This is a genomic window from Ferrigenium straubiae (genome assembly GCF_051257895.1).
GTDB lineage: Bacteria > Pseudomonadota > Gammaproteobacteria > Burkholderiales > Gallionellaceae > Gallionella > Gallionella straubiae.
The window spans coordinates 687334-701972 of sequence record NZ_CP194331.1; the positions used below are offsets into that span (position 1 = coordinate 687334).

Annotated in this window: 14 protein-coding genes; 3 read left to right on the plus strand and 11 right to left on the minus strand. The window is 60.5% G+C overall.

The genetic code is table 11. The features are described 5' to 3' along the window. Window positions 1-33 precede the first annotated feature (33 nt). The gene (gene obgE / locus ACRRNM_RS03145; protein WP_435626791.1) at window positions 34-1098 is read left to right on the plus strand and encodes a GTPase ObgE; all 1065 of its coding nucleotides are present in this window, start codon (window positions 34-36) and stop codon (window positions 1096-1098) included. A 3-nt stretch (window positions 1099-1101) separates the two neighbouring features. Further along, a complete protein-coding gene (gene proB / locus ACRRNM_RS03150) occupies window positions 1102-2220 on the plus strand; it encodes a glutamate 5-kinase (protein WP_435626792.1) in 1119 nt (372 codons plus the stop codon). 304 nt (window positions 2221-2524) lie between these two features. Here proB and pbpG read toward each other — a convergent pair whose 3' ends face one another. The 11 genes from pbpG to ACRRNM_RS03205 form a co-directional block, all read right to left on the minus strand. Beyond that, window positions 2525-3289: a D-alanyl-D-alanine endopeptidase gene (gene pbpG / locus ACRRNM_RS03155; protein ID WP_435626793.1), complete on the minus strand. Its 765-nt coding sequence runs from the start codon at window positions 3287-3289 to the stop codon at window positions 2525-2527. A 198-nt stretch (window positions 3290-3487) separates the two neighbouring features. Then, window positions 3488-5284 carry an ABCB family ABC transporter ATP-binding protein/permease gene (locus ACRRNM_RS03160; RefSeq protein WP_435628631.1) on the minus strand — a complete coding sequence of 599 codons (1797 nt, stop codon included), beginning with the start codon at window positions 5282-5284 and terminating at the stop codon, window positions 3488-3490. A 78-nt stretch (window positions 5285-5362) separates the two neighbouring features. Then, a complete protein-coding gene (gene clsB / locus ACRRNM_RS03165; RefSeq protein WP_435626794.1) occupies window positions 5363-6544 on the minus strand; it encodes a cardiolipin synthase ClsB in 1182 nt (393 codons plus the stop codon). Beyond that, window positions 6541-7296 (minus strand): endonuclease/exonuclease/phosphatase family protein, encoded by a 756-nt coding sequence (locus ACRRNM_RS03170; protein WP_435626795.1) that lies wholly within the window; start codon window positions 7294-7296, stop codon window positions 6541-6543. Before ACRRNM_RS03170 ends, clsB begins: the two co-directional genes overlap by 4 nt. 91 nt (window positions 7297-7387) lie before the next feature. Further along, a complete protein-coding gene (nadA, locus tag ACRRNM_RS03175) occupies window positions 7388-8542 on the minus strand; it encodes a quinolinate synthase NadA (protein ID WP_435626796.1) in 1155 nt (384 codons plus the stop codon). After that, window positions 8539-8994: a dihydroneopterin triphosphate diphosphatase gene (nudB, locus tag ACRRNM_RS03180; protein ID WP_435626797.1), complete on the minus strand. Its 456-nt coding sequence runs from the start codon at window positions 8992-8994 to the stop codon at window positions 8539-8541. The genes nadA and nudB overlap by 4 nt, the downstream gene beginning before the upstream one ends. A 3-nt stretch (window positions 8995-8997) precedes the next feature. Then, window positions 8998-9396 (minus strand): barstar family protein, encoded by a 399-nt coding sequence (locus ACRRNM_RS03185; RefSeq protein ID WP_435626798.1) that lies wholly within the window; start codon window positions 9394-9396, stop codon window positions 8998-9000. A gap of 2 nt (window positions 9397-9398) precedes the next feature. Then, on the minus strand, window positions 9399-9761 hold the full coding sequence (locus tag ACRRNM_RS03190; protein ID WP_435626799.1) for a ribonuclease domain-containing protein: 363 nt from the start codon (window positions 9759-9761) through the stop codon (window positions 9399-9401). 3 nt (window positions 9762-9764) lie between these two features. Then, the gene (gene aspS / locus ACRRNM_RS03195; RefSeq protein ID WP_435626800.1) at window positions 9765-11564 is read right to left on the minus strand and encodes an aspartate--tRNA ligase; all 1800 of its coding nucleotides are present in this window, start codon (window positions 11562-11564) and stop codon (window positions 9765-9767) included. Window positions 11565-11592: 28 nt separating this feature from the next. Beyond that, complete coding sequence (locus ACRRNM_RS03200) at window positions 11593-12213, minus strand: DUF502 domain-containing protein (protein WP_435626801.1); 621 nt, start codon at window positions 12211-12213, stop codon at window positions 11593-11595. Window positions 12214-12220: 7 nt separating this feature from the next. Then, window positions 12221-12466, minus strand: a complete 246-nt coding sequence (locus ACRRNM_RS03205) for an FmdB family zinc ribbon protein (protein ID WP_435626802.1) — start codon at window positions 12464-12466, stop codon at window positions 12221-12223. A gap of 221 nt (window positions 12467-12687) precedes the next feature. Between ACRRNM_RS03205 and ACRRNM_RS03210 the strand changes: the two genes are divergently transcribed. Then, window positions 12688-14616 (plus strand): methyl-accepting chemotaxis protein, encoded by a 1929-nt coding sequence (locus ACRRNM_RS03210; protein WP_435626803.1) that lies wholly within the window; start codon window positions 12688-12690, stop codon window positions 14614-14616. The last annotated feature ends 23 nt before the right edge of the window (window positions 14617-14639 follow it).

Sequence of the window (14639 nt, forward strand, 5' to 3'; positions counted from 1 at the left end):
AGGTAGGGCTTTTTTATTTTGGGTATAGACCGTATGAAATTCATCGACGAATCCAGGATCGAAGTCTTTGCCGGCAAGGGTGGCAACGGCGCGGCCAGCTTTCGACGTGAAAAATATATCGAGAAAGGCGGACCGGACGGCGGCGACGGCGGGCGCGGCGGCAGCGTCTATGCGCTGGCGGACCGCAACATCAATACGCTGGTCGATTACCGCTTCACCCGCGTGCATCGCGCCAAAAACGGCGAATCCGGGCGTGGCTCAGACTGCTACGGCAAGGGCGCGGACGATATCGTGCTGCGCATGCCGGTCGGGACGGTGATTACCGACATCAACAGCGGCGAGGTCATCGCCGACCTCACCCACGACGGCGAGAAGGCCCTGCTGGCAAAAGGCGGCAAGGGCGGCCTAGGCAACCTGCATTTCAAGTCGAGCACCAACCGCGCGCCGCGCCAATGCACGCCGGGTGAACCCGGTGAGGAACGCGAATTGCAGCTCGAACTGAAGGTGCTCGCCGATGTCGGGCTGCTCGGCATGCCGAATGCCGGAAAATCAACCTTTATCCGCGCCGTTTCGGCTGCGCGCCCCAAGGTGGCCGATTACCCGTTCACCACGCTGCACCCCAATCTGGGCGTGGTGCGCGTATCGCATGAGAAGAGCTTCGTCATCGCCGACATCCCCGGCCTGATTGAAGGCGCAGCGGAAGGCGCCGGACTGGGGCATCAATTCCTGCGCCACCTGGCGCGCACCCGCCTGTTGCTGCATCTGGTAGATATTGCGCCGATGTACGAGGGAACCGATCCGGTTGCCGAAGCGCGCGCCATCCTCAACGAATTGAATAAATACGACCGGTCACTCTATGAAAAACCGCGCTGGCTGGTGCTGAACAAGCTGGACCTGCTGGAAGACCGCGAGGAGAAAGTAGCCGCCTTCCTCAAGCAGTTCAGTGATTTCGACCGCCACTTCGCCATCTCGGCGATCAACGGCGAGGGCTGCAAGGAACTGACTTATGCGATCATGGAGCATTTGCAGGAAATGGCCGCACGAGAGCAGCAAGCCGCTGCGAACAGTGCACAGGAAAGCGATGCAAGCACAATTTAGATCATGAAAACCGTATTGACCCAATGCAAACGCATCGTCGTCAAGGTCGGCAGCAGCCTGGTGACCAACCAGGGGGCGGGGCTGGATCTCGACGCGCTGGGCAACTGGGCACGGCAGATCGCCGCGCTCAACGCCGCTGGCCGCGAGGTGGTGCTGGTCTCCTCCGGCGCAATCGCCGAAGGCATGCAACGCCTCGGCTGGCACACCCGCCCGACCTCGATACACGACTTGCAGGCTGCTGCGGCAGTCGGGCAGATGGGGCTGGTGCAGGCCTATGAAAGCTGTTTCCGCAAACATGATCTGCATGCCGCGCAGGTGCTGCTCACCCATGCCGATCTGGCCAATCGCGAACGCTACCTGAACGCGCGCACCACGCTGACCACCCTGCTCTCGCTACGCGTCATCCCGATCATCAACGAAAACGACACGGTGGTAACCGATGAGATCAAGTTCGGCGACAACGACACGCTGGGCGCACTGGTCACCAACCTGATCGACGCCGATGCGCTCATCATCCTCACCGACCAGAGCGGCCTGTACACCGCCGACCCGCGCAAAGACCCCAATGCCACACTGGTCAGCGAGGCTCAGGCAGGCGATGCGCAGCTGGAAAGCATGGCGGGTGGCGCAGGCAGCACTATCGGGCGCGGAGGCATGATCACCAAGATACTCGCGGCGAAACGCGCGGCGCGCAGCGGTGCGCATACCGTCATCGCATCGGGTCATGAGCACGATGTGCTGCTGCGCCTGATGCAGGGTGAGGCCATCGGCACCCTGCTCACCGCCCCATCCCTCCCCTTGGCCGCGCGCAAGCAATGGCTGGCCGGCCATTTGCAGGTTGCGGGGAAGCTGGTGCTGGACGGCGGCGCGATCAAGGCGTTGCGCTCCGGGGGCAAAAGCCTGCTGCCGATAGGCATCAGGAACGTATTCGGGGAATTCGAGCGCGGCGCGGTCGTCGCCTGCGTAGCCGAAGACGGCAGCGACATCGCGCGCGGGTTGACCAACTACAACGCCGAAGAAGCACGGCGCATCGCGGGCCATGCCAGCCAGGAAATCGAAACCTTGCTCGGCTACGGCGGCGATGAAGAAATCATTCATCGAGACAATCTAGTTTTGCTGTGAAACAGCAAAACTAGATTGCGGTGGAGGCTAACTTGCGAAGCAAGTTAAGTCGCAAAGCGACGGCCGGAACCACAACTACCTCTACCGTAAAAACAGCAAAACCAAGTTGCGGCGCAGGCTCATATCGGCAAAGCCGATGTGAAGCTGCACAGCAGCGTGTCGGAGCCACAACTCTGCTTATGCGCTACTGTTTGGAAAAATATTTAGGTCAGCACAGCGCAATCATCGCGACCGCAATGCAATCACCACGACCGCGACCAGCACTACCAGAATGATCAACTCGATAAACAATATCGCGACGCGATCAGCTGCGGGCCGCCATTTGAAGGTGAACGCGCGCGTTGCTGCTCTCCATCCATTTCTTGATGCGGTTGGCATCGCCGACACGGGTATTTTTCCCCCATGAATCAAGCAGCACGATAATCACCGGGCGCTGGTTGATGGTCGCCTCCATCACCAGACAGCGTCCCGCCTCGCTGATGTAGCCGGTCTTGCTCACGCCGATATCCCACGATGCGTTCCTGACCAGGGGGTTGGTGTTGACGAAGCGCATCTCGCGCCCTCTCCAGCCGTCCACGGAGTGCGACGAGGCGGTGGTGTATTGGTGTATCAGGGGATAGTTGCGTGCCGCCGAGACCATCTTGACCAGATCATGCGCCGTCGAAACATTGCTGCTGTTCAATCCGGCAGGGTCAAGAAAGCGCGTGTTTTGCATGCCGAGTTCGTATGCCTTGACGTTCATTGCCGAGATTGCCGCGTCATGCCCGCCCGGATATGTGCGTGCCAAGGCATTGGCAGCGCGGTTCTCCGAGGCCATCAATGCCAGTTTGAGCAGTTCGTTGCGTGTCGATTTCATGCCGATGCGCAGGCGCGAATGCGTGCCTTTGAGTGTATCGATGTCCGCTTTATCGATGGTGATTTCTTCATCAAGGGGCAGCTGCGCATCCAGCACCACCATCGCCGTCATCAGCTTGGTAATTGACGCTATGGGAGTCTGCGTATCGGAGTTTTTGGCATACAGCGGACTCTGCGCATGCTGGTCGTAAATCAGCGCAATCGCAGAATGCAAACGGGGTGCGGAACTGGTGGCGGCTATTACGCCGGACTGAGCGTGAGCCGGTTTGAATACGGCTCGCTTTCCATGATATTCACCCGCATGAGCCACTAACATTTGTCCGGCCAGCAGACAAATCAGCAGTATTTTTTTCACGTAAAACTCCCCCTGAGCCACTTATTTTTGCGTAGCATACATGAATATTGATGTAAATCAATAGACAGGATGGATTTTCTCCTCTTGCTTCTGAAGATTCCACATTTGCGCATAAAGCGCGTTGTGCGCCAGCAACTCGCGATGCGAACCGCGTTCGACGATGCGCCCCTTGTCCATCACCAGGATCTGGTCGGCATCCACCACAGTGGACAGGCGATGCGCGATGATCAATGTGGTGCGGTTCCGCGCAATCGCATGCAGTTCGGCCTGAATCGCCTTCTCCGATTTCGAGTCGAGTGCGGAAGTCGCCTCGTCGAAAATCAGGATCGACGGATTCTTCAGGATGGCGCGCGCGATCGCCACACGCTGTTTCTCGCCGCCGGATAGCTTCAGGCCGCGCTCGCCCACCGGGGTGTCATAACCCTGCGGCAGCGATATGACGAAATCATGGATATGCGCGGCCTGGGCCGCGGCAATGATTTCCTCATGCGTCGCATCGGGGCGGCCATAGGCGATGTTGTAGTAGATCGTGTCGTTGAACAGCACGGTGTCCTGTGGTACGATGCCGATCGCCGTGCGCAGGCTGCTCTGCGTCACCGAGCGGATATCCTGGCCGTTGATGAGGATGCGCCCCTGCTGCACATCGTAGAAACGGAACAGCAGCCGCGACAACGTCGACTTGCCCGCCCCGCTCGCGCCGACCACCGCCACGGTGTGCCCCTCCGGGATCGCAAAGCTCACATCGAACAGAATCTGCCGGTCCGGCGCATAGCCGAAGCTAACGTCATCAAAACGCACTTCGGCCCTGCCTGCCTCCAGAAGTTGTGCGTCCGGCGCGTCCGCGACTTCGCGATGCTCATGCAGCAGGCCGAACATTTTCTCCATATCCGCGAGGGCATGGCGAATTTCGCGATACACGAAACCGAGAAAATGCAGCGGCATGTACAGCTGGATCATGAATACGTTGACCAGCACCAGATCTCCCATCGTCATCGTTCCCTTGACCACCTCGTCCGCAGCCAGCAGCATCAGCGCGGTGATCCCGATGGCGACGATGAAGCTCTGCCCCGCATTCAGGTAGGCCAGTGAGGTGGTGTTGCGCACCGCCGCGACCTCCCAGTGCCGCATATTCTCGTCATAACGGTGTGCCTCGTACTGCTCGTTGCCGAAATACTTCACCGTTTCGTAATTCAGCAGGCTGTCTATGGCGCGGCTGTTTGCCTTGGAATCGAGATCATTCATCGAGCGGCGCACCACCATGCGCCACTCGGTGACGAACAGGGTGAACGCGATGTAGACCAGCAGCGTGATGAACGTGATCGCCGCAAACCAGATGTTGTATTTGCCGAGCAGGATCGCGGCCACCAAGCCGATTTCCAGCAAGGTCGGCAGGATGTTGAACAGCATGAAATTCAGCAGGAAGCCGATGCCGCGCGTACCGCGCTCGATGTCGCGCGACACTCCGCCGGTCTGGCGGTCGAGATGGAAGCGCAGGCTCAAGCTGTGCAGGTGCTCGAACACCTGCAAGGCCACGCGCCGGATCGCGCGCTGCGTCGCCTTGGCAAACACCGCATCGCGCAATTCGCCGAACAGCGTGCTGAGCATGCGCAGCACGCCATAGCCGACAATCAGGAATACCGGCACCGCCAGCGCCGCCTGCGGCTTGTCCAGCGTATCGATGATCTCCTTGAGCACCAGCGGCACGGAAACATTGGCGAGCTTGGACAGCACCAGCAGGGTCAGTGCGATCGCGACGCGCCACTTGAATTCCCATAGATAAGGCAGCAGGGAGCGGATGGCCTGCCAATCGCCGCGGTGATCGTTGTGGGCATCAGAGTGCGTGGAAGGTCGCATATCGAGGCAGGAAAAATAACCGGGACGCATTATATCCGTACATCATGCGCAAGATGGGCGACTGGCTCAGATACTAGGCTACGAACCCTGCCCGTGGTTTCCCGCCATACCGATCAACAGGCGCACCACGCTGTAACTGAGACGCGCGATCAGGCGGCCGAAAAAATGGCGTGTCCCGCGGTATTCATCCCCGATACGCACTGCATCGTTGTCGATTGCAGACAGCAGACTTGAGCGCAGCTCGCCGGCAAATCCCGCATCCCGTATGGCGAGATTCGCCTCGCGCGCCAACAGCAAACTGAACGGGTCTATGTTGGAGGAACCCACGGTCGCCCATTGACCGTCTACCACGGCAACCTTGGCATGCAGATAACTGGCCTGGTATTCATAAATTTCCACGCCCGCCGCCAACAACCGGTCATAGAGCGCATGCGTCGCATAGTGCTGCAAGCGGTATTCGACCTTCCCCTGCAGCAGCAGCATTACACGGACACCGCGCCGCGCCGCACGCTTCAGGGCACGGCGAAAAATCCGCCCGGGCAGGAAATAGGCATTGGCGATGATGATTTCGTGCTGCGCGCCGGCAATGGCCTTAAGGTAGGCACGTTCAATATCGCGCCGGTGGCGCAGGTTGTCGCGCAACAGAACAGCGATGTCCGGCGCAGCCGCAGGCTCCATTTTCTCCAGAATAAATCGCTTGATTTCCTTGCTGCGCCGGCGGAAGTTGGCCCATGACACCACCCCCCACAGGCGCCGCATGGCCATATGGATTTCGCCGGCGACCATGCCTTGCACGCGTACTGCATAGTCCAGCCGCGGCATGGTGAAATCGCTGTACTCCGGAATATCGTTGGTGATGTTGATGCCACCGACGAAGGCCACCTTGCCGTCCATTACCGCCAGCTTGCGGTGCATACGCAGCAGGCGGCGCTTGCGGCTGCGCTGCAGGGTAAAGGGAGAAACTTCGCGCCTGAACCATTGCACCTCGACTTCCGCCCTGCGCAACTCGTCCACCCGGTATTGCGGTAGCTCCGCCGAGCCGAAGCCGTCAAGCAGGACACGCACCGCCACCCCGCGTGCCGCGGCACGCCGCAAGGCATCGGCGATCATGTGCCCAGTTTCGTCCTCGGCGAAAATATAGGTTTCCAGATAAACCGAATGCCGCGCGGCATCGATGTCGGCACACAATTGCGGGAAAAACGCCGCACCGTTCTGCAGCAGCGCGAGTTGATTCCCGGCAACTTGATGGCCGGCGCTCATGTCATTTCGGACAGCCGCCTTAACCGCGTCGAAAGCGCGGCATGGTCTGACAAACGCCCCCAATTCCCGCCGGCATGCACATCGCTGTGCAGCACGCTGAAGCCGCGCACATAAATGCGGTCGAGGCGAAACAGCGGGAGGCTGGCCGGGTAGCTGCGCGCCGGCCTCCCACCGTGCAGGTGGAAGACATCCTGCATGCCCAGATCGCTCGCGATGGTCCGACCCATCTGGTTGCGCCAGTCGTTGAAATCTCCGGCGATAATCAGCGCTGCTTCAGGAGGAATGTTGTTGCGGACATATTCGACGAGGATGCGCCCCTGCTCGCGCCTGCCCTTGGCAAACAGGCCGAAATGCACGCACAGGCAGTACACGAGCTGCCCGTCAAGATCGATCTCGCAATGCAGCAGTCCGCGGCTTTCGAAGCGATGCGCGGAAACATCCATATTCAGCGATTTCACGATCTGGAAGCGGCTGAGGATCGCATTGCCGTGATGCCCCGCCTCGTATACGCAATTCTTGCCGTAGACGCAATGCGGCCAGACCTCTTCCGCAATGAACTCGTGCTGCGCGCTGTCCGGATAGTTGTGGTAACGCTCGGCATGACGCGCGTGCTCGCCCTGCACTTCCTGCAAAAACACGATGTCGGCATCCAGCTCGCGCAGGCGGTCGCGCAACTCGTGTACCACCACGCGGCGATTGAAATGGGAAAAGCCCTTGTGAATGTTGTAGGTGGCGATTTTCAGCGTAGTCATGGGCGCATTATCAATTCAAGTCGCAGGCACAGCAAGGCCGCGGCGGCAAAACTCTCATGCCGCAGACCGCAAAATGCATTGTGAATCAAAATCAGGCGTTGCCGATGCCGCGCGTCGGCAGATTGATCTGTTTCGCGAAGTCCAGCATGCGCCGGATCGGCAGCGCGGCGCGCCGGATGACCGCAGGATCGACGAAAATCTCGTTCTTGCCCGCACCCGCAAGGGGTAGGCCGGTGGGTACCCCGCCGCTACGCGGCGACCCTCCCGCTCTCTCCAGCACTTCGGCGAGGTTGATGAGGCCGTTCATCGCCATCCACGGGCAATGGCTGCAACTGGTGCAGGTCGCCCCGTGCCCGGCAGTCGGCGCTTCGAGGAACACCTTGTGCGGCGACAGGGTGCGCATCTTGTGCAGGATGCCGTTGTCGGTCGCGACGATGAATTCGTTTGCATCGAGCTGCTGCGATGCCTTGATGAGTTGTGTCGTGGAGCCGACCACATCCGCCAGCTTGACCACCGCGCGCGGCGCTTCGGGATGCACCAGCACCTTGGCTTGAGGGTGCTGCGCCTTCAGCTCGAGCAGTTCGCGCGCCTTGTATTCGTCGTGCACCACACACGAGCCCTGCCACAGCAGCATATCCGCGCCGGTCTGTTCCTGCACGTAGCTGCCGAGGTGCCGGTCCGGCGCCCAGAGGATTTTTTCGCCGCGTTCCTTGAGGTGCCTGACGATGGGCAACGCGATCGAACTGGTCACCATCCAGTCGGCACGCGCCTTCACCGCCGCGCTGGTGTTGGCGTATACCACCACGGTACGGTCGGGGTGTGCGTCGCAGAACGCGCTGAATTCGTCCGCCGGGCAGCCCAGATCGAGCGAGCATTCCGCCTCCAGGTCGGGCATCAGCACGCGCTTCTCCGGATTCAGTATCTTCGCGGTCTCGCCCATGAAGCGCACGCCGGCGACCACGATGGTTTTCGCCGGATGCTGGTGGCCAAAATTGGCCATGTCCAGCGAATCGGACACGATGCCGCCGGTCTCCTCCGCGAGGTCCTGCAGGTCGGGGTGCACGTAATAATGCGACACCAGCACGGCATCCTGCTCCTTGAGCATGCGCTTGATACGCGCGATCAGCTCGGCCTTTTCGCCCGGCTCAGGCTCGCGCGGCCGCTTCGCCCACGCCTGCATCGTGCTGCAGCCGGTCTGCGCGGCATCTGGATGTTCGTACGGGATATGGATCACGTTCTCGTTCATGGTGTCTTTCTGGCCGCGCGGCCGGGCAGTTCCAGGATCGCGGCGCGATTGCTCGGCGAAAAAACCTTCTCCGCCGCCTCCTGCCACGCCAGCCACTGGAAGTTCAGATGCTCGTGCGGCGTCAATTGGACAGGCAGGCGCCGCGGGAGTTGCAGGCCGAACACATGCTCGGTGTTGCGCGTGGCGCCAGGCGAATAACGATGGCGCCAGTGCGGGTAAATCTCATATTCGTTCTGCGCCTGCCAGTCACTCAGCACATATTGCTCCACCTCCAGCCCGGTCTCCTCGCGCACCTCGCGCAACGCCGTCTCGCGCAGCGCCTCACCCGGCTCGCAGCTGCCGGTGACCGACTGCCAGTAGCCCGGGTGATCGGCGCGCTCCAGCAGCAGCACTTCAAGTTCGGCGGTATAGACCACCACCAGCACCGAGACCGGCTGTTTGTAGCGCGCCATACCTCAGACGAAAAAGATCCAGAACGGCTTGTTGCGCTGCCGCCAGTACACCACCGTATCTGCAAGGATATCCTGCGCAATTTCGCGATCGTTGGCGGACAGGCCGAAGGTGTCGCTGACGTTGCGCAGCAGCAGCACGTGACCCGCCGCCCCGCCATGCCACGACAGGTCGCACAGCGCATCCGCCAGCGCATCCCAGTTCGCGCCGAATTCGGGCGGAAATGCGGCTGCTTGCGCCAGCGCATTGAGCAGATTCAGCTTGCCCTTGACTCCCCTGAGGTCGGCATCGAACAGCGCGAAGCCGGCCTCGCTGGCCGCGTTGCGCAACTCGTCCACGCTGCATCGCAGCGTATAGCTGCCTGCCGCAGCAGTATCGTTTAATTGTTGTGTCAGCGAATTCATGGCTATTCTCTGATGCGTTTGAAGGTTCGGTAATGGTCGGGGCTGTAATAACATTCGGGCAATGGCCCGCACACGATGCGCCGTGCACCGCGATTGCGCGCCCCGGGCGTTTTCACCGTATATTCGTAATAGTAGCCGCGCGGCTGCTTGGGCAGGATGCGTTCATAGTTCCTGAACACCACACCGTCGCGCTCATAGGCGAATGGCCCGCCACGTTTGATGGCCTGCAAGGTGTCGCGCGCCTCAGCGGGCAGCTCGGCCACCGCGATGAGCGGCAGGCTGGCCTGCCCTGCCGTATCTGCCGCCTGCACCTGCGGCAACCACAGCAACGCCGCCAGCAGCCAGAGGCGCAAGTGACGCGACATCGTCTAGCCCTTCGCGACTTCCACCGATGTCTGCACCTGCTTGCGCAGATGGATATGCAGTTCGCGCAACTGTTTTTCGTCCACCGCGCTCGGCGCGTGGGTCAGCAGGCATTGCGCGCGCTGCGTCTTGGGGAAGGCGATCACGTCGCGGATCGATTCGGCGCCGGTCATCATGGTGACGATACGGTCCAGCCCGAATGCCAGCCCACCGTGCGGCGGCGCGCCGTATTGCAGCGCGTCGAGCAGGAAGCCGAATTTGAGTTGCGCTTCCTCCGCGCCGATGTTGAGCGCGCGGAACACCTGCGACTGCACCACCTCGCGGTGGATACGCACCGAGCCGCCGCCAAGCTCCCAGCCGTTCAAGGCTAGGTCATAGGCCTTTGCCAGACAGCGCCCCGGATCGCTTTCCAGGAATTGCAGATGCTCGTCTTTGGGCGCAGTGAACGGATGATGGCAGGCCGTCCAGCGCTTTTCTTCCTCGTCGTACTCGAACATCGGGAAGTCCACCACCCACAGCGGCTCCCAGGCCTTGCCGTTGGTGTAACCCTTTTCATGGCCGATCTTGCTGCGCAATGCGCCGAGCGCGTCGTTGACAATCTTGGTCTTGTCGGCGCCGAAGAAGATCAGGTCGCCGTTCTGTGCGCCGGTGCGCTCGATGACGGCCTTCAGCGCCGCCTCGTGCAGGTTCTTCACGATCGGCGATTGCAGGCCGGTCTCGTTGAGCTGCGTGATGTCGTTGACCTTGATGTAGGCCAGTCCCTTTGCGCCGTAAATCTTCACGAACTCGGTGTAACCGTCGATCTCGCCGCGCGTGAGCGTAGCGCCTCCGGGAATGCGCAGCGCCGCGACGCGGCCGCCGCTGGTGGCCGGCCCGGAAAACACCTTGAAGGCGACATCCTGCACCGCATCAGTCACCTCGGTCAGCTCCAGCGTAATGCGCAGGTCCGGCTTATCCGAGCCAAAGCGCGCCATCGCCTCGGCATGGGTCATACGCGGGAAGGGATTGGGCAGGTCGACATCCAGCCCTTCCTTGAACACGGTGCGGATCAGCTCTTCCATCAGCGCGGTGATCTGCGTCTCGTTCAGGAACGAAGTCTCGATATCGACCTGGGTGAATTCCGGCTGGCGGTCGGCGCGCAAGTCTTCGTCGCGGAAGCACTTGGTAATCTGATAATAGCGGTCGAAGCCGGCCACCATCAGCATCTGCTTGAACAGCTGCGGCGACTGTGGCAGTGCGAAAAATTCGCCCGGATGCACGCGCGACGGCACGAGGTAGTCGCGCGCGCCCTCCGGCGTGGACTTGGTCAGCATCGGCGTTTCGATGTCGATGAAGCCGCGGCTGTCGAGGAAACGGCGGAACGCCATCGCCACCTTGTAGCGCAGCATCATGTTCTTCTGCATCTGCGGGCGGCGCAGGTCGATCACACGGTGTGTCAGACGTACGTTCTCGGAAAGATTTTCGTCATCGAGCTGGAACGGCGGCGTCACCGAGGTATTCAGCACCTCGATCTCGTGGCACAGGATTTCGATTTCGCCGCTGCCGATATTGGCATTGGTCGTGCCCTCCGGGCGGCGGCGCACCTTGCCGGTGACGCGCAGCACGAATTCGTTGCGCACCGATTCGGCGATCCCGAACATCTCCGGGCGGTCGGGGTCGCAGACAACCTGCGCCAGCCCTTCGCGGTCGCGCAGATCGATGAAGATCACCCCGCCGTGGTCGCGGCGGCGATGCGCCCAGCCGCACAGGCTGACGGTTTGGTCGAGTTGGTCGATGTTGAGCAGTCCGCAATAATGAGTTCGCATGGTTGTTTCTGGAAAGATCCGTTCTGAATTAAGGGTTATGGGTGATGGCACGGTGCTTTGCGGTTTCGGTATCCGCGACCACCCCCATCGAGACGATGGAGCGCAATGCCACGTCCACCGTCATCTCCAGCTCGATGGTGTCGGCCTTGCGCACGTAGAAATAAAAACCGTTCACCGGGCTGGGCGTGGTGGGTATGAACACTGCGACATATTCCTCGTCGAACTGCCCTGCCACCTCGCCCGGCACGCTGGTCTGAAACGCCAGTGACCAGGCCTGCGGGTGGGGGTAACGCACCAGCAGCACCTTGCGGAACGAGTTGCCGCTGCCGGACAGCAGGGTGTCGCTGACCTGCTTGACGCCCTTGTAGATGCTGCCGACGAACGGCACATGCAGCATCGCCTTTTCCGATGCTTCCCAGAGTCGCTGGCCGAACACGTTGCGCATCAGCAGTCCGGTCAGCACCACCACACCCAGCGTCAGGATGATGCCCAGACCGGGAATGTGGAAAGGCAGCAGATTGTCCGGACGCCAATGCTCAGGCAGCAGCAGCAGCGTCTGGTCCATCGTGCCGATGACCAGATTCAGCGCCCAGATGGTGATGCCGAGCGGCACCCAGACCAGCAGGCCGGTGATGAGGTATTTCTTCATCGGCTAATCAGCTTGCCGCCGCACAGGAACCGCCGCCGCAGCAAGGTGCGCTGGCGGGTTCAGCCTTGGTCGGGTTCTTGAAGTCGGTGGCGTAATAGCCGTTGCCCTTCAGCTGGAAACCGGCTGCGGTCAATTGTTTGGCAAAGGTTTCCTTGCCGCATTCCGGGCAAGTGGCGAGCGGCGCATCGCTCATTTTCTGCAGGACATCCTGTTGCAGGCCGCAACTGGAACAAGCGTAAGCATAAATAGGCACAATTTCCTCCTATCCGGGTAATTTCAAAGGGGCGCATTATACATTAGGGGCGGTGCTTGCCGCGAATCTTGAAATAACGTTTAATCCGCTCAACACAAAGAAATCCGAGGCGCCAGTCGAAGGAAGGATTGCCCGGCAATTCCAGAGTGCGCAACAAGATTACAACCTGTACCACAGAAGATCGGCTTCACATAAGTTGTTAATATATAAGGAGTCATTTCATGCTTCCCCGCAGCCTCCAAGCGAAATTCATCCTGCCCGTTTCAGCACTGGTCGTCGTCGTCACGCTTATCCTCGTCGCAGCCATTTCGATCGGCAACAGCCGCAGCATCGAGCAGTCTGCCCAGAGTGAAAGCCAGGAAAAGCTCTCCAACATAGCGCGGATTCTTGCCGTTACCGACGCTATCATGATGGAGCGCGTGAAGGGCTCGATGAAACTGCTCATCGAGCGCGGCGGCGCTATCGGCGTTCCGCGCCAGGGCAATCCGGTGGAAGTCGAAGGCAAAATGCCGCCCGACCTGATTTTTAGCAACCAGCCCCAGGCACACCACTTCGAACTGGTGGATGGCGTGACCTCCAGCCAGGGAGGCACCGCCACGTTATTTTCCAAGTCGGGCGAGGAATTCGTGCGGATCAGCACCAACGTGAAAAAAAGCGACGGCAAACGCGCCATCGGCACGATACTCGACCCCAACGGCAAGGCCATCAAGGCTATCCGTGCAGGCCAGGCTTTCTATGGCCAGGTAGACATCCTGGGCAACCCATTCCTCACCGGCTATGAACCCATACTCGACGCCCAGAAAAATACTGTCGGCATCTGGTACGTGGGCTACAAGATCGACATGCAGGCCTTGCAGCAATCCATCTCTAGGAGCCGCATCCTGAGCGGCGGCTTCATCGCGCTGCTGGACGACAAGGGCAAGGTGCGATTCCATTCCGAAAACGTCACCCCCGAAACAGTTCTGGGTGTTGCAAACGGCAACATCCAGGGATGGGAGATCAAACGGGAAACCTTCACCCCTTGGGGTTTCGGGATCGTATCGGCCTACCCCAGGGACGAAGTGAGCGGCGCGGTCAACAAGGCCATCTTCGTCGTCGTGGCGATAGGCGTGGTGCTGGGCGGCATTCTGGTGGGCTTGCTGTTCTGGCTGTCGCGTTCGCTGGTTATCAACCCGTTGAACGAGGCGGTTGCCGCCGCCGGAAAAATCGCCAATGGCGACCTGTCCAATCTGGTCAGCACCCGGCGCGAAGATGAAATTGGTGCATTGCTCAATGCGCTGGGTCACATGCAGGAATCCCTGCGCCAGATGATCGGCAACATCACCAGCAACGCGCGGCACATTTCCGAGCTATCCGATTCCCTTTCCACCACCTCCAACGATGTGGCGAGCCAGTCCGGACAGCAAAGCGAAGCGGCGGCTTCAGCGGCGGCGGCAGTTGAAGAACTGACCACCAGCATCGAGCACATGGCCGAGAATGCCCGCGATTCCTTTGCGCTGGCCCAGGAAGCCGGCGAAACCGCCAAACGAGGCGCCGGCATCGTAAGCCAGGCTTCGGCGGAAATGAGCAACATTGCCGAGAGCGTGAATCAATCCTCGCAGCGGATCCTTTCCTTGGGTGAACACTCCGCCAACATTTCCGCGATTGCCAGTGTTATCAAGGACATTGCCGACCAGACAAACCTGCTGGCGCTCAACGCCGCCATCGAAGCGGCGCGCGCCGGCGAGCAGGGGCGCGGATTTGCCGTGGTGGCCGACGAGGTCAGAAAACTCGCCGAACGCACCGCCAAATCCACCGATGAAATCACTGCCATGATCGGCGCCATCCAGTCCGAAACGAAGCACGCCGTGGAAACCATGCATCAAGGGCAGCAACGCGTCGATACCGGAGTGGCGATGGCCGGGGAGGCCGGCCTGGCCATGGGCGAAATCAGCAGCGGCTCGGAACGGGTGGTGGATGCGGTCAACAGCATTTCTGCCGCCCTCCAGCAGCAAAGCTCCTCCAGCGGCCTGATTGCATCCAACGTGGAAAAAATCGCCACCATGTCGGAACAAAATGCTCTTGCCATTCAGGATGTCGCCCAGGCATCCGCCCAGTTACGGGAATCCGCCAACTCACTGCAGGCTGCGGTGGCGCGGTTCAGGGTATAAATCCTCCAGGGCCTCGGCAAGTT

Coding starts and splice junctions, on each gene's coding strand:
- obgE (WP_435626791.1), top strand. CDS start 34: ATGAAATTCATCGACGAATCCAGGATCGAAGTCTTTGCCGGCAAGGGT.
- proB (WP_435626792.1), top strand. CDS start 1,102: ATGAAAACCGTATTGACCCAATGCAAACGCATCGTCGTCAAGGTCGGC.
- ACRRNM_RS03160 (WP_435628631.1), bottom strand. CDS start 5,284: ATGCGACCTTCCACGCACTCTGATGCCCACAACGATCACCGCGGCGAT.
- clsB (WP_435626794.1), bottom strand. CDS start 6,544: ATGAGCGCCGGCCATCAAGTTGCCGGGAATCAACTCGCGCTGCTGCAG.
- ACRRNM_RS03170 (WP_435626795.1), bottom strand. CDS start 7,296: ATGACTACGCTGAAAATCGCCACCTACAACATTCACAAGGGCTTTTCC.
- nadA (WP_435626796.1), bottom strand. CDS start 8,542: ATGAACGAGAACGTGATCCATATCCCGTACGAACATCCAGATGCCGCG.
- nudB (WP_435626797.1), bottom strand. CDS start 8,994: ATGGCGCGCTACAAACAGCCGGTCTCGGTGCTGGTGGTGGTCTATACC.
- ACRRNM_RS03185 (WP_435626798.1), bottom strand. CDS start 9,396: ATGAATTCGCTGACACAACAATTAAACGATACTGCTGCGGCAGGCAGC.
- ACRRNM_RS03190 (WP_435626799.1), bottom strand. CDS start 9,761: ATGTCGCGTCACTTGCGCCTCTGGCTGCTGGCGGCGTTGCTGTGGTTG.
- aspS (WP_435626800.1), bottom strand. CDS start 11,564: ATGCGAACTCATTATTGCGGACTGCTCAACATCGACCAACTCGACCAA.
- ACRRNM_RS03200 (WP_435626801.1), bottom strand. CDS start 12,213: ATGAAGAAATACCTCATCACCGGCCTGCTGGTCTGGGTGCCGCTCGGC.
- ACRRNM_RS03210 (WP_435626803.1), top strand. CDS start 12,688: ATGCTTCCCCGCAGCCTCCAAGCGAAATTCATCCTGCCCGTTTCAGCA.